This window comes from Thioalkalivibrio sp. K90mix (assembly GCF_000025545.1).
In the GTDB taxonomy this organism is placed as follows: domain Bacteria; phylum Pseudomonadota; class Gammaproteobacteria; order Ectothiorhodospirales; family Ectothiorhodospiraceae; genus Thioalkalivibrio.
On sequence record NC_013889.1, the window covers coordinates 1,386,750 to 1,401,520 of the forward strand.

Genomic DNA, 14,771 nt, shown 5'->3' on the forward strand with positions numbered 1-14,771 from the left:
ACCAACCCAGCGCACTCCGTTAACCGGACGAAACGCTTATGTGCGCCTCACACCTTTGAACGATAGGCCTAAGCCCATACCCGCGCAATCATTTTTGAAGTGGTTCACATAACGGAAAACAAACGCCTGATAAGGCGAGAAACAGCGCACAGCACTACGCTTGGGATTTATGTTTCTGGCTTTCCACAAAGGCGTAGCTCATCATTCGGGAAGTAGTGCTTTTTTCACCCACCGGAGAGCGCGCCGACGTGCCTGGCATCTGGCCCCGCAACCCGTCCCGACTGATACGGCGCGCAAGCCTCTTGCTCGTGCTGGTCGTCGGGGCGTGGCTGCTGGGCTCCAGCCATGCAGGCCTCGACAGCTTTGCCCAGCTCGAACGGGTTGCGGCCGACCGCTATGGGCCGGAAACGGCCGAGCGCGTGCGGCGCTGGCGCGAGCTGCTGGAGGATCTCGCCGATGAAGACGAGCAGACCCAGATCACGCGGGTGAACGAGTTTTTCAATCGACAGTTGCGCTACCAGGACGACCAGATCACCTGGGGACAGGAGGATTTCTGGGCCACGCCTCTGGAGGCCCTGAACGAGGGCGCGGGGGATTGCGAGGACTTCTCCATTGCCAAGTACGTCAGTCTGCGCAAGCTGGGGATCCCCGATGAACGCCTCAGGCTGTTCTACGTACGGGCCCGCATGGGCGGCCCCGGTAGCAATCTGAGCCAGGCGCATATGGTCCTGGGTTATTTCACCGACCCCCGAGAGGAACCACTGGTCCTGGATAACCTGATTACCCGGATTGAACGCGCCTCGCTGCGCGACGACCTGACCCCAATCTTCTCGTTCAACAGCGAAGGCCTCTGGCCCGACGGCGCAGCCCAGTCTGCGGCCGACCCGACGGCTCGCCTGTCACGCTGGCGTCGCGTCCTCGAACAACTGGACGACTACGGCCTTGATCTCGATCGACCCATCAACCGAACCCCTGAATGAGGGCGCAGCCATGACGCTGAGAAAACAACTCTGGATTGCGGTGGCCATCATCATGCTGCTGGCCTTGCTGGTAAGCATTGTGGTCAGCACCCTGTCGGCGCGCGACTATCTGGCGCAGCAACTGCTGACCAAGAACATCGACAACGCCGCTTCGCTGGCCCTGTCCCTCTCGCAGCTGCCCAAGGACGACACGACTGTGGAGCTGCAGATCGCCTCGCAGTTTGACACCGGGCATTACCGTCATATCCGCCTGGTGGATCCTGGCGGCGAGCTGATGATCGAACGGCGCAACCCCGAACCACCGCAAGGCGTCCCCGACTGGTTCGTCGAGCTTCTGGCGTTCAATGTGCGCCCCGGCATCGCCCATGTCTCGGACGGCTGGTCGTCGTTCGGCACACTGATCGTCGAGAGCCAGACCAACTACGCCTACGAGTCCCTGTGGGAAGGCACCCTGCGCCTCACCGCCATTTTTGCCGGAGGCCTTCTGCTCATCGGCCTGCTTGGATCCTTCCTGCTCGGACGTCTTATCCGTCCGCTCCGTCAGGTCGTGGATCAGGCCGAGGCAGTGGGCGAACGGCGGTTCGTGACGACACCGGAACCGCGCACCTGGGAGTTTCGCGCGCTGGTACGAGCCATGAACCGGCTGACCGAACATGTCCGGATGATGCTGCAGGAAGAATCCTCTCGGCTGGAACGCCTCAAGAACCGCCTGCAACATGATGATGTTACGGGCCTTTTGAATCGAGAATCTTTTCTTGCACGGTTTCAGGCCACCCTCGAGAACCGCCATTCCGGCTCCGCCGGGAGCTTTGTCGTGCTGCGTGTTTCGAGCCTTCCCGAACTCAATCAGGCCATCGGACACGACAAACTCGATGCGCTTCTGGCGCGGATTGCAGGTGTCGCCGAGCAGCAGGTCAGCGTAACGGACTACGGTGCGGCCGGACGCCTGAAAGGGTCGGATGTCGCGGTCTTCGGCGACGGCATTGGCGACAGTCGTCGCTTTGCCGAATCCTTGCTGACCGCGATTCGTGCCGAACTGGGACCCGCGGCCCCGGACATGATGGCCCTGCATCTGGCGGGCACGCCCTACCACCCCGACGACAGCACCGGCGAGGTCCTCAGTCGCGTCGATCAGGCGCTGGCTCGTGCGGAGCTGGAACCGGGCGATTCCATTGCCGAGGAGCCACACGCGGTCCTGCCGCACGCCAACCAGAACGAGTGGCGGACCGCGATTACCGTGGCCCTGGCTACCCATGGCGTGCAGCTTGCGCGTTTCCCCGTGATCGACGCCGACCACGAACTGATGCACCACGAGGCCCCGATGCGCCTGCTGCTCGATGGGGAATCCCGGCCGGCGGGATACTTCATGCCCTGGGCCGTGCGTCTGGACCTGATACGGCAACTGGACGATGCCGTGCTGGAAACGGCACTGGAACAACTTCGAAGCTCCAGCGAACGGCTCGCGATCAACCTGTCGGTCGACAGCCTGCAGGACACCGGCTTTCGCCAGCGTCTGGAATCCCGCCTGGCCTCCGACCCGGAAGTGGCCGGTCGCCTGTGGCTGGAATTCCCGGCCCGAGGCGCCCTGGCCCATCCCGCCGAACTGCGCGACCTGTGCCGTATCGCGCGTGTCACGGGATTTGTGGTCGGTCTGGAGCACGCGGGGCCGGAGGCCTTCCGCTCACACGACCTTACCGCGTACGGGCTGCATTACGTGAAGCTGCAGGCCTCGCTGATCCAGGGTGTCCATCGATCCACGGAGACCCAGGCGCTGATTCGCGGGCTTTGCACCCTGGCGCACTCGATTGGCATTCTGGTGGTCGCCGAAGGCTGCGACAGCACCGACGATATCGAGCCCCTGATGGAGCTTGGAATCGACGGCGTGACCGGCCGAGCCGTTCAGTCCCTCAAGGCTTGATCAATACAAAAAAGCCCCGCCAACAATGGTGGGGCCTCGCGGATACCAACGAACCGCGCGTTCTACTGGTCGATCTTTAGCTGATCGTTAGTCAGCAACGCCTGGATGATGGCATCGGAACTGTCACCCAGATCAACGCCCTGCAGCGTGATGATCTGATCCGCATTGTCCTTGTCACCGTTGAGACCGCCGTTCGAGTGGACGTACAGCACAGTGTTTCCGTTTTCTGTTTGCGCGTACAGGTAATTGTCGAGGTTGTCCTCGCTTTCACCTTGCAACAGGTCCGAAAGATCCAGCACATCACCCGACGTCCCGTCCCAGGGCTTGAAGTCCGTGACGGTATCTTCGGCCGGCTGCCCCGCAACATTCGCCTGGTCTCCCGCATTCCAGACGAAGGTATTGTTGCCGCCTCCGCCCGTTAGCGTGTCGTTTCCGGCCCCACCGATCAACGTATCGCCGCCGCTGCCTCCGAACAGGACATCGTCCCCATCGCCACCAATCAGCACATCATTGCCGATCGAGCCGACCAGAGTGTCGCTGTCTTCCGTCCCGACCAGAGTCACCCCCAGCGGTTTGACCGAATAAGCGCTCTGATTGGGCCCTTCCCGACCGCCAAAGAAGGCAATGTAGGCGAAGCTTTCGTCGTGCTCGATCGTCGCCACGCCGTCGACCACCACCAGATCTCCTGTCGCAATCCGGTCGCCCTGTTCGTCATACAGGGCGTACGTCGCACCGGTAATCGGGCCTTCCACGGCGAACTGAACCCCATCGACCGGCTGCACTAGTTCGAACAAAAGCCCTTCGTTGTGCTCAATCGCGTTGGGATCATCCGCATTGCTTTGATGATCCACTGCATAGAAGCCATTTTCGCTGACGGAGACGGAGGCACTCTGGTGCCCAGTCTGTTTCAAGCCAGAAGCCGTTGCAGCGGTGCCTTGCGTCGAGCTACCGACCGTATGCGCCGTCACGTCACTATAGATTTCGCGCGGATCGGGATCGCCTGGATCCTCATCACCCGGATCCTCATCACCCGGGTCCTCATCACCCGGGTCCTCATCACCCGGATCCTCATCACCCGGGCCCTCATCACCCGGATCCTCGTCGCCTGGATCCTCATCACCCGGGCCCTCATCACCCGGATCCTGGTCGCCAGGCACGTCCTGCGGCGGTTGTTCATCGACAACGGTCTCGTCCGCCGAGGCAACAGACCCGCCCGAGTCGGTACCCTCTCCGGGTTCCGGCTGGCCCAGTGCATTCACGGGAAAAACGTACTGCACCGGCGGCACTTCATCATTCACGCGGACGACCCGGACAAAGCTACCGCCTTCACCGGGTGCTCCACCTTCTACACCCGCAGCCGGCGCGTCCAGCAGATCATCCAGGCTCTCGCCCCGATCCAACGCCGCGATAACCTCCTCGACCGTGGCATCGCCTATTTGTGACGCCATCGGATCCGCGTCTGCGGACTGCACCAGGTCCTCTGTGAGTGTCGCCGCTTCGCCCTCCGCCAGGGTGACGCTCGAACCATCCGCCAACGCGAGCTCCACCAAGCCGCCAGACTGGGTTGTAACCTCCTCTCCAGCATAAACCGGGTCACCCTGCTGAAGTACCCGCGAGTTGCCCTCGGCGTCACGAACAGTCACGGTCCCGATCACCGCCTGAACCGTTGCAACAATCATTTCCGGGCCCATGGCCTTATCCCTCATCATGCTCCCCCGCACTGGGGTGCTCATGATTGAATTGTTACGCCTAGCGTCAAAATTCCGTTAGCTGTACTGAAGTACAGGTCGTGGATTCGCCTCACGCAACCGTCAACACACTGGCGGTCTCGGTTGCGTATGAACAAAAAAGCCCGGGTCCGCGATGCGGCCCGGGCTTCTTCCATCAGGCAGACAGCCCCTTACTGATCGATTGTCAGGTGGCCGTTCTCGATCAGCGTCTGAATGAAATCATAGGACGAGTCGAAACCGTCCATGCTGACCCCTTCCAGCGTAATCGCGTAATCGGCCCCGCCCGTATCCGTCCCGAGCATGCCCCCGGAACTGATGTGCAGCACCGTATCTTCTCCCTGCGACTCGGCCATCAGGTACTGGTCGATGGTCTCCTGGCTCGCGCTCGACAGGAGCTCGCCGAGCGTAATCTGGGCGGCGCCGTTGTCGCTTTCCAGACTAAACCCCTGTATCACGAACCGAGCGGGGTCGTCCGTCGTGCCCTGCCCGCCTTCCGCAACCACGAAAATGTCCTGATCCGAGTCCACCGTCAGGAAGTTCGCGCCAAAGTCATCGGCCTCTTCGAGCGTCTCCACCGAATCGGCAACCAGGGCTTCATCGCCTCCGGCAGGATAGAAATCGGCATCATCGCCCTCGCCAACCTGGACCGACAAATCCACCGGTCGAACCGAGAACTCGCTTCGATCCCCGCTCCCTCCCGAACCTGTACTGCCGCCCTGAAATGCAATATAGGAAAACGTCTCGCCGCTCAGCTCCAGGAAACCGTCTTCGTTCACATCCGCGGCAAGATCACGAGCCTCGCCGATGCGCACTCCATCGGCATCGTAAAGGTGATACGAGCCGCCATTGATTGCACCTTCAATCTGGAACACCGCGGTGTCGGTCGGTTCTCGAAACTCGAAGAGCAGGGCTTCGATAAAGTCAATCGCACTGGGATTATTGTTGCCTTGGTGATCTACGGCGAAAAACCCCTCTCCGTAAGACACGGCCGCACTTTGGGCGCCTGTGTCCTTCAAGCCATGAACGTTTGCCATCGTTCCGATGGCGGGACTGGCCCCGACCACGTGCGCTGAGGCGAAAAGATCCGCCTCAACTGGGGGCTCGACAATCCCCGGCTCGGGAACCGGCGCAAAAGCGTTGTCGGTATCCACCAGATCGGGAAGGTCCACCAGTTCAATCGTCCCCTCCACGATCACGTTCAACTGGTTACCGTCCACCACACCTGCCCGGATTGCGGCCGCCCCGGCCTCGGTCAGCACCACCACCCAGTTGCCCGCCCCATCCTGAGCGAGCGCAAGATACGCCGTATCGCCGCCGACAATGCTGTAGACGATTGCGCTGGCTAGAGCGGGGTCCAGCCCATCCAGATTCAGGGTATGGGAAACCTCGAAGACCACATCGCCCGCAGCCGCATCGTTCGCGTCGTCATAGCCGTATCCGGCCGCCACGGATACCGACACCGTTAGCGTCGGGTTGGCGGTCACCGGAGGGGGCGGCTCAACCGGTGGTTCTACTGGTGGCTGCCCGGGAGGCACAACCGTGTCCGCCGTTTCTCCTCCCGGCACCGCGACGGTCTCGCCCAGAGCATCGGGACGACCGAAGACGTTTTCCGGAAAAGTGTAGTTAATCGGCTCTACTGGCTCGTTAATGCGTGCGACACGCACGAAACCGCCGCCATCGCTATCACCACCTTCGAGACCGGCCGCCGGTGGCGCAATCAGCGCATCCAGTGACTCACCACGCTCCAGGGCCGCAATCACTTCTTCCGCCGTCGGAATCTCTGGATTGTCCGCACGGCCGCTATCCGCCAGAGCTTCGCCCACCAGGACCTGCTGACCCTCACCGAGCGACAAGACACCACCTTCCATCGCCTGCAGATCAACCGACGCCCCCTGCAGTGGGATCACCTCTTCCCCCGCATACACGGGATCGCCGACGGCGAGCACCCTGGAATTGCCGTCGACATCTCTCGCAATCACAGTCCCGGTCAATGCCTGGACGGTGGCCACTACCGTATTCACTGCCATCGAATCCCCCTCATGCGCCAGCCCTCAAGACCGGCTCAAACAAACGCCTTCGCGTCCATAATCGATCCAACCTCAGTGCCTGGTCTGGGTCCATCGCCACCGGCACACCGCTGTGCATGACACGTGATGTTCTAGCCAGCCTTTTCTAGAGAAGGCCTTCGTCGTCTTCCATCAAATTCAGTCGCCGAGCCGAAGCCCGAAGATCCTTGCGGCCCAGCAGCTTCTGCTGCGCCGCATCCGGAAGGTCCGTAAACCGGATCACACCCTTGTACGTGAGCACCTCCACCAGGTCCTCCAGCACACGAATCAGCTCCAGATCCGAGGCCTGCAACGCGGCGGGCGCAGGCTCAGCATTATTTCCAGCCAAGAAGCCCAGAAGTTCCGGCGACTCGGCCGCCATAAACTCCGCACACTCGGCATTCGCGTCCCGACTCACTAAGTCAATCCTGCCTTCTGCATCCCGTCTCACATACATAGGCCGCCTCCCGGCCGCTCGGTATTCCAGTACCCAGCCTACACCCTCAGACACGGGAAAGCCCCGCCGATTCGGACCGGCGGGGCTTCTTCCCGTTCGACCAGTTACTGGTCGATCTTCAGCTGGTCGTTATCCAACAATTGCTTGACGAATTCAGCCGAATCCCTGCCGTCCATGCTAACGCCCTCCAACACGATGGACTGATTGTGCGCCCATTCACCATTGCCGTTATTCGCGTTACCACTATTGCCCGGCGACGTGTCGCCCTCCGTTCGTACATACAGAACCGTGTTGCCTTCGCCATCCTCTACCGCGAGGATGAACTCATCGACATTGTCGGAGTCCGCTCCGACCAGCAGGTCCGAAAGGTCCAGCCGGTCAGCATCCCCTTCGCCAGTAAAACCTTGTTCCCAATCGACCGTGAAATCTCGCACCACATCCTGCGGCATTTCGTCGGGATCAAAGTCGTCTCCGGAGTTCCCTGGGCCGGTCGACGGGACGTCCCCGGCCACATCACCGGGCCAGATAAACGTATCGGCACCGTCACCACCGATCAGGATGTCATTGCCGGCACCAGCCGCGATCTGATCCGCACCCGAGGTGCCCACCAGGATCTCGTCTACCTCCGTACCCGCAATGGTTGCGCCCGGCTCGAGATCGTCACCCCAGATCACCTCCACATCCGGGCTGTCGATACGGATCGAAAGGGTCGCAACCGCTTCGTCACCGTTCGGATGCGTCAGCTTGTAATCGAAGGTCTCGATGTTCCCGGCGTTGGCAACATCATTGGATGCCGTATAGGTATACGTCCCGTCCTCCGCGAGGGTCAGTGAACCAAACTCCCCGGCCACCGTATGTTCGCCTTCGACTTCGACGAATCCATCGCCATCGAAGACGCTCAGGGTCGTCGAATCGCTTCCTGGCTCATCGGAATTGCCTTCGGCATCCTCATCCGTAATCACATTCCCAGTAACCGTGTTAGACGCCTGCTGGTCTACCACAATCTCCGAGAATCCGACCTCCCCGCCCCAAGAGATGGGACCAAAGCTCCAGCCGTTGGTTTGCTCCCCAACCAGTTCCAGTCGGTAAGACCCCGAACTCAGGTCCTCGGGTAGGTCCAGCGGCACGTTCAAGTCGGAACCATCTGAAGCCTTTCGCGTGATAACATCACTCGCAAGAAGTTGTTCACCTTCAACAATGTCGTCTTGGTAGAGCGCCCACGTGAATTCGGCTTCGCCCTGAGAAATGATCCCTGCCCAAAGGCTGAACTCCGCAGCCATAGAGACCGAACCCGTATAGCCCTCACTTATCGTGAACTCGCGAGTCTCTGTCCAATCCGTCGCTTTCTCACGACCGCTCAGGTGTTCTTCCAACGACTCGCCGACATAGGCCGTATTCAGATTATCGACCGCGCTCACTGCACTGGCGTAAACGACCTCCGTGCTGTCGACATCCACGTCGCTCCATACGCCATCCGTGGAAACTGCTTGCGCCGACACCTCGATCTCATCGGATCCAGCATCGGGACGTACCGTCAATCCATCGATATCGGCCGGGTTCACCGTATAAAGGCCATCGACCGCTGACTGTACGTTGCCGTTCACCAGGAGTTCGCCGCCCTGTACCTCCAGCTGGTAGTAGTCGATCTCGCCCGGGTCATCGATGCTGCCGTCGAGCGAAACCGTGTAGATAGTGGACGTGACATCCAGCTGCCCCTGGATGTTGCTGACATCGACGACTTCGTCCGGATGCGTAGAACGCACCTCGAACACAACCTCCGCTTGACCGTTTTCATCCAGCGTCACCGTCAGCGACTCGTCCTCGGCAGGGAACACGGTGCTATCCGAATTGGCCGGGTCGTACCACGAGGTCTCGTAGAGCTCCTCGCCGTTCACAAAGACCTTAAAGGTGTCCCGCGTACCGCCACGATTCTCCCAAGACGGAAGCCCATCCGGGTTTCCATCTTCCCAGCCACCTTTCGCTTGCTGCGTCCAGCTGAGGTTGAAGGTTTGCCCGGCATTGGCCTGCCCAAAGTCGAACATCAGTGTCTCGGTATCCGCCGGCGGATTGGGATCGTTAATATTCCCATCACCGGAACCGCCGACACCCAGGTCCGCGAAACCATCCTTGAGGACAGTCTCTTGGCCCTCCTCGGAATCGACCGAAACCGAAACCGTCGGAATCAACAGGGTCTCGACCTCAGGCAAATCGACCAGCGCAGGATCAAAGATGATCGGAATCTCATAGCTGGCGGCATCACCATCACCATCTTCCGCATGGAAGGTCACCGGAAGCTCGAAGCTTTCCGACGCATCCATGTAAGTCCCGGACATACCCTTGATGTTGTAATGGCTCCCCTGCCCCGAGGAACCCAGGAAACGGATCTCGTCAAATCCACCTGGTTCACTGATCGACAGACTGTCACCGGACCCTACAAGGTCACCATCGCGGTAGATTTCCCAGCTCGGCGAACCCTGGTTCCCCATCGTGAAATCCAGATCCGTGACGTACTGATTAAAGCTCGCAGACAGGGTTTGCCCGCCATTGATCAGGTTATTTGCGACGCCAATACCACTTCCAGACCAATTGACTGCACCATTTTCTGATGAGAACTGGACCTCCAGACCGTTATCGAACACAAACAGGTCATCATCGATCCCGCCACCAGAGGTCAGGCTTTCCTCGTCGAAGCTGCCCCGCGCCACCGGGTCGAGCGGTTCCAGCACATTGACGATGTAGCTACCATCAATATCCGCCTGAATCGTGAAGACCGGGTCTCCATTTGAATTGTTAGCGGTCAGTGTCGCCGTATCGGCATCGAAACTGAACGTTAGCTTATCGCCTCGGGAGGTCAGAAGGACTTCATCCCCATCGAGCAGCGCCACGAGATACCCGTCGTCATCAACGGATAGTTCGATGTCCTGAATGAATGCTCCATCCTCGTCCGCACCGATGTTGAGGCCGTTGTTGCCTTCTATTGGGCTTTCGGTTATTTCACCGGTAAGGGTGATTCCTTCACCGTCCTTGAATACCGGCGCATCGTCGCGGATCAACACGTCGATGGTGTCATCAGCAACCTGGCCGTTATCGTCGGTCAGCGTGACCGCAATCGAGTCCTTCCAGTCCAGGTTGCGCCCCTGGCCATCGGGATGCTCGATCGGTTCACGGAACTCCAGATCGAAACTGACCTCCCCGGTGTCGCTGTCAAAACCATTAAGGATCAGCAAATTGCCATTGTCGGTTTCGATATCGACCGTGTTGGAGTCATCAAGCGCTTCGAGTTGATCGAGTGTCAGGAGCACAGAGCCATTTTCATCTGTGGCCCCGGCAGCGTTGCTCCCGCTCAAGGTTCCTGCGATTGCCAAGCTGGCGATACCCGCCGGCGCATTGAGTGCGAAGCTGCCTGACTTCACCAACTGGGCGGGATCTGGACTTGTGCCGTTCTCCAGATGCTTCTCGTCGAAGAAGAAATCCTTCTCGCCCAAGCCCGTGATTTCCGGCCCAGGGACCGGAACCCCAGTGACTGCCGACGCATGGTCACTCAGCTCGAACGGATTTACCCCGTCCTCGGCGATGGTCACCGAGCCTTCAACAGTCGCCGCGAGCTCGTTGCCCGAGACCTGGCCGTCGCGGATGGCCGCCGCACCGTCCTCGGTCAGCACCACATTGGTACCGTCCAGCGCCAGATAACCGTTGCTGTCCTCGGTCAGACTCAGCTCGATCTCGCCCGCCAGGTCGCCGTCGATGCCGTCCAGGTCCAGATCCGCAGTGACTTCGAACACCACTTCACCCTCGCCCGCCGACTGCGGCCAACCATCGGTGGCACCATCCGCCAGGGCAAGATCCACCGTCAGCTCCGGATTCGGCACCGGCACTTCCACCGATGCATCATCCACGCCGGTAACCGTGAAGGTGTTTTCACCCTCACCGATCTCCTGCGTGCCGGTCACCATCACACTGGCACCCGCCGGGTCGAACTGGCCATTGCGGATCGCCTGGGCACCAACGTCCGTCAAGACGATGGCGTCGCCCGCCTCGTTCAGCTCGAAATAGCCTCCGTCGTTGCCACCGGTGATCTCGTAGCTCACCTCTCCGCCCAACTCCGGATCGATCCCGGCGTAGTCGGTCTCGCTGTTCAGCGTGAATGCCAGCTGGCCTTCCGAGGCCTGGTCACTGCTCTCCAGATCCAGTGCCGCGGTCACCGTCACGTCCAGAGTCGGCTCCGGCATCGGCACCTCGATACCGGCTTGCGCGTCATCGCTCAGCACGAACGGGTTCACACCGTCCTCGGCGATCGTCACCGTGCCTTCAACCGCCGCCATCAGACCATCCAGTCCGACCTGGCCATTACGGATGGCCGCCGCACCGTCCTCGGTCAGCACCACATTGGTACCGTCCAGCGCCAGATAACCGTTGCTGTCCTCGGTCAGACTCAGCTCGATCTCGCCCGCCAGGTCGCCGTCGATGCCGTCCAGGTCCAGATCCGCAGTGACTTCGAACACCACTTCACCCTCGCCCGCCGACTGCGGCCAACCATCGGTGGCACCATCCGCCAGGGCAAGATCCACCGTCAGCTCCGGATTCGGCACCGGCACTTCCACCGATGCATCATCCACGCCGGTAACCGTGAAGGTGTTTTCACCCTCACCGATCTCCTGCGTGCCGGTCACCATCACACTGGCACCCGCCGGGTCGAACTGGCCATTGCGGATCGCCTGGGCACCAACGTCCGTCAAGACGATGGCGTCGCCCGCCTCGTTCAGCTCGAAATAGCCTCCGTCGTTGCCACCGGTGATCTCGTAGCTCACCTCTCCGCCCAACTCCGGATCGATCCCGGCGTAGTCGGTCTCGCTGCTCAGCGTGAACGCCAGCTGGCCTTCCGAGGCCTGGTCACTGCTCTCCAGATCCAGTGCCGCGGTCACCGTCACGTCCAGAGTCGGCTCCGGCATCGGCACCTCGATACCGGCTTGCGCGTCATCGCTCAGCACGAACGGGTTCACACCGTCCTCGGCGATCGTCACCGTGCCTTCAACCGCCGCCATCAGACCATCCAGTCCGACCTGGCCATTACGGATGGCCGCCGCACCGTCCTCGGTCAGCACCACATTGGTACCGTCCAGCGCCAGATAACCGTTGCTGTCCTCGGTCAGACTCAGCTCGATCTCGCCCGCCAGGTCGCCGTCGATGCCGTCCAGGTCCAGATCCGTGGTGACTTCGAACACCACGTCACCCTCGCCCGCCGACTGCGGCCACCCCTCGGTAGCACCATCCGCCAGGGCAAGATCCACCGTCAGCTCCGGATTCGGCACCGGCACCATGACGCCACCTTCGGCACTGGCTTCTAGCGTGAAAGTGTTAACGAGATCTTCGCCGATGATCAGCGTCCCCTCGATGGTGACATTGAGATCGTTACCGGAAACCTGCCCGTTCTGAATCGCTTCGGCGCCCGCCTCAGTCAGCACAACCGACCAGTCACCCCAGTCGCTCTGCGAGAGTTCGAGGTATTCGCTGTCACCACCGACGATCTCGTAGACGAACTCGCCGAGCGAGGGGTCAATGCCATCAAAGTCCGGCTGCGGACTAATTCCGAATACCAGCATGCCAGCCTCGACCTCCGAGGAGGGGAAGCCAAAGTCCCCGGGGAATGGGGCATTTACCTCCTCGCTCAGTGCCTGCAGGCCGACCCCTTCCTTCCCGGGCAGTTCGCCCTGCGGGGCCATCGGGAAGACTTCTCCCGGCCATAGCTGAAATTCAAATGTCGGTTCAGGCACCTCAACCGCGACCATTGAGCTCTCAGTGGCTGACACTGGACCGATCCCTTCGATCTCGACCGTTCCCTGAACGTCTACGGAGAATTCGTTGTTAGGAACCTGACCATTCTGAAGCGCCCATGCGCCTTGTTCGGTCAGGACGATGGCCGGATTCCCATCGGCATCCGCGCCAATTGCCAAATAGTCCGAGTCCCCACCAACGATTTCGTATTCGATCGGGCCAGCGGCGGAATCCGGCAGTCCATCGAGGTCCAGCGTGCTGTCGAGACTAAACACCACCATGCCCGTGCCAGGCTGTTCAGACGGCAGCATGTCGACCTGTTGGGGCAGGACGACCCCCGAGTCCTGCATCTGGGGACGAAGATCCGAGCCCATCCGTTCAATCAGCTCACTGAGCGGTGTAACGGAGATGACGAGACTGGGTTCCGGAACCACGTCTTCGGTGGTTTCGCCGCTGTCCGCGAACGTACCCCCACCATTGCCGGCGTCGCCGGGGCCGCCCAAGGTGTTGGGGTCATAGGCGTACTCGATCTGGCCGACCTCTTCGGAGCCACGAGCGATCCGGACGAAGCCGCCGCCTTCGCCGGCTGCGCCGCCGTCGGCACCGGCGGCCGGGGCTTCGATGATGTCGGTGATGTCTTCACCGCGATCCAGGGCGGCGATGATCTCTTCGACGGTGGCATCGGCGATCTCGCCTTCTTCCGGCGCGGGCTCGGCGGATTCCGCCAGGTCGTCGGTGATGGTGGCGGACTCGTTACCCGCCAGGGACATGGTGGAGCCGTCCTCGAAGGCCATCTCGATGAAGGCGCCATCCTCGGCGATGACCTCCTCGCCGTAGAAGATCTCGTCGCCCGGTTGCAGGACGCGGGTGTTGCCGTCCTCGTCTCGGGCGATCACGGTGCCGACAACGGATTCGACGGTAGCTACGACGACTTCAGACATGACGATCTCCCCGGATACGGAATCAGTTCACAGTTTTTGATGGGTATGAGCCTAGGGGAGTCGGCACTGGCACGACAGGTGTACCGAAGTACAGGGTTTGTGGGGTTATGGGAGAACCGGTGTGAGGATCGGCTGGATGAAAACGTATCGAAGCTGCGGGATGCGGGGGCCGGGTTGATGCGATTCGCGGGGCTCATCGCATCCTATGACCCTCGCAAAACGAGGGGGCTAGCGTCACGTAGGATGCTGATGAGCTCAGCGAATCGCATCACCGCCGCTGGCGGCGGCTGACGCGCGTGGCCCGAGAATCAGACAGTCGGGTGCGATTCGCGCAGGCGAGTCAGGTGGAGCACGAGCTGGACACGGTCGTCCACGTTGAGCTTCTTGAAGACGGAGCCGAGGTGCATCTTGACGGTGCGTTCGGTCATGCCGAGCTGGCGTGCAATCTCCTTGTTGTGCGCTCCCGTGGTCACGGCCAGGGCCACTTCCCGCTCGCGGGGCGTAAGGTTCTCGAACCCCTCCGGCGGTGTTTCCGGATCGCGGGGCTGGGCGCTGCGGACTGTGCGAATCATCCGGGTCATCAGGTCGGGACCCACCCATAAGCCACCCCCGGTGACGGTGGCCGCGATCGTTCGCAGCTGGGCGACGTTGGCCAGTGTATGGCAGTAGCCGTGGGCCCCCGCGTCGAATGCACGGATGCCTTCTTCGTCATTCGGGTGTCGCGACTGCACAATCACCCGATGCACCAGAGTCCTTTGTTTGACGTACTCCTCCCAGTCGGCCAGATCCGTACCAATCCAGCAGGCTTCGGTGCCCTCCGGCAGGGTCGACGGAAATGGCGGGCGCAGCACCTGGGCATCCGGAAAGGCCTCTACCCAGCGCGACGACGGCCGCGACGCTCGGTCCATCATAAAGATCTGCATGTTGC

At 61.0% G+C, this 14,771-nt stretch carries 7 protein-coding genes; 2 read left to right on the forward strand and 5 right to left on the reverse strand.

The window, feature by feature from the left end; genetic code table 11:
- Nucleotides 1-302: 302 nt before the first annotated feature.
- Nucleotides 303-980 carry a transglutaminase-like cysteine peptidase gene (locus TK90_RS06600; protein ID WP_017926617.1) on the forward strand — a complete coding sequence of 226 codons (678 nt, stop codon included), beginning with the start codon at nt 303-305 and terminating at the stop codon, nt 978-980.
- 10 nt (nt 981-990) lie between these two features.
- On the forward strand, nt 991-2,898 hold the full coding sequence (locus tag TK90_RS06605; RefSeq protein WP_012982705.1) for a LapD/MoxY N-terminal periplasmic domain-containing protein: 1,908 nt from the start codon (nt 991-993) through the stop codon (nt 2,896-2,898).
- Nucleotides 2,899-2,960: 62 nt separating this feature from the next.
- Here TK90_RS06605 and TK90_RS06610 read toward each other — a convergent pair whose 3' ends face one another.
- The 5 genes from TK90_RS06610 to TK90_RS06630 all read right to left on the reverse strand — a co-directional run bounded on the left by TK90_RS06610 (nt 2,961) and on the right by TK90_RS06630 (nt 14,766).
- Entirely contained in the window at nt 2,961-4,589 is a 1,629-nt protein-coding gene (locus TK90_RS06610; protein WP_012982706.1) for a retention module-containing protein, read from the reverse strand.
- Between the two features lie 209 nt (nt 4,590-4,798).
- Nucleotides 4,799-6,655: a retention module-containing protein gene (locus TK90_RS06615; RefSeq protein WP_012982707.1), complete on the reverse strand. Its 1,857-nt coding sequence runs from the start codon at nt 6,653-6,655 to the stop codon at nt 4,799-4,801.
- A gap of 145 nt (nt 6,656-6,800) precedes the next feature.
- Nucleotides 6,801-7,130: a hypothetical protein gene (locus tag TK90_RS06620; protein WP_012982708.1), complete on the reverse strand. Its 330-nt coding sequence runs from the start codon at nt 7,128-7,130 to the stop codon at nt 6,801-6,803.
- 104 nt (nt 7,131-7,234) lie between these two features.
- Nucleotides 7,235-13,843: a retention module-containing protein gene (locus tag TK90_RS06625; RefSeq protein WP_012982709.1), complete on the reverse strand. Its 6,609-nt coding sequence runs from the start codon at nt 13,841-13,843 to the stop codon at nt 7,235-7,237.
- Between the two features lie 308 nt (nt 13,844-14,151).
- On the reverse strand, nt 14,152-14,766 hold the full coding sequence (locus tag TK90_RS06630) for a response regulator transcription factor (protein WP_012982710.1): 615 nt from the start codon (nt 14,764-14,766) through the stop codon (nt 14,152-14,154).
- Between the last annotated feature and the right edge of the window lie 5 nt (nt 14,767-14,771).

Bases quoted from the DNA above. Each gene is read 5' to 3' on its own strand.
- TK90_RS06630 (WP_012982710.1), bottom strand. From the start codon at position 14,766: ATGCAGATCTTTATGATGGACCGAGCGTCGCGGCCGTCGTCGCGCTGG.
- TK90_RS06610 (WP_012982706.1), bottom strand. From the start codon at position 4,589: ATGGGCCCGGAAATGATTGTTGCAACGGTTCAGGCGGTGATCGGGACC.
- TK90_RS06605 (WP_012982705.1), top strand. From the start codon at position 991: ATGACGCTGAGAAAACAACTCTGGATTGCGGTGGCCATCATCATGCTG.
- TK90_RS06625 (WP_012982709.1), bottom strand. From the start codon at position 13,843: ATGTCTGAAGTCGTCGTAGCTACCGTCGAATCCGTTGTCGGCACCGTG.
- TK90_RS06620 (WP_012982708.1), bottom strand. From the start codon at position 7,130: ATGTATGTGAGACGGGATGCAGAAGGCAGGATTGACTTAGTGAGTCGG.
- TK90_RS06615 (WP_012982707.1), bottom strand. From the start codon at position 6,655: ATGGCAGTGAATACGGTAGTGGCCACCGTCCAGGCATTGACCGGGACT.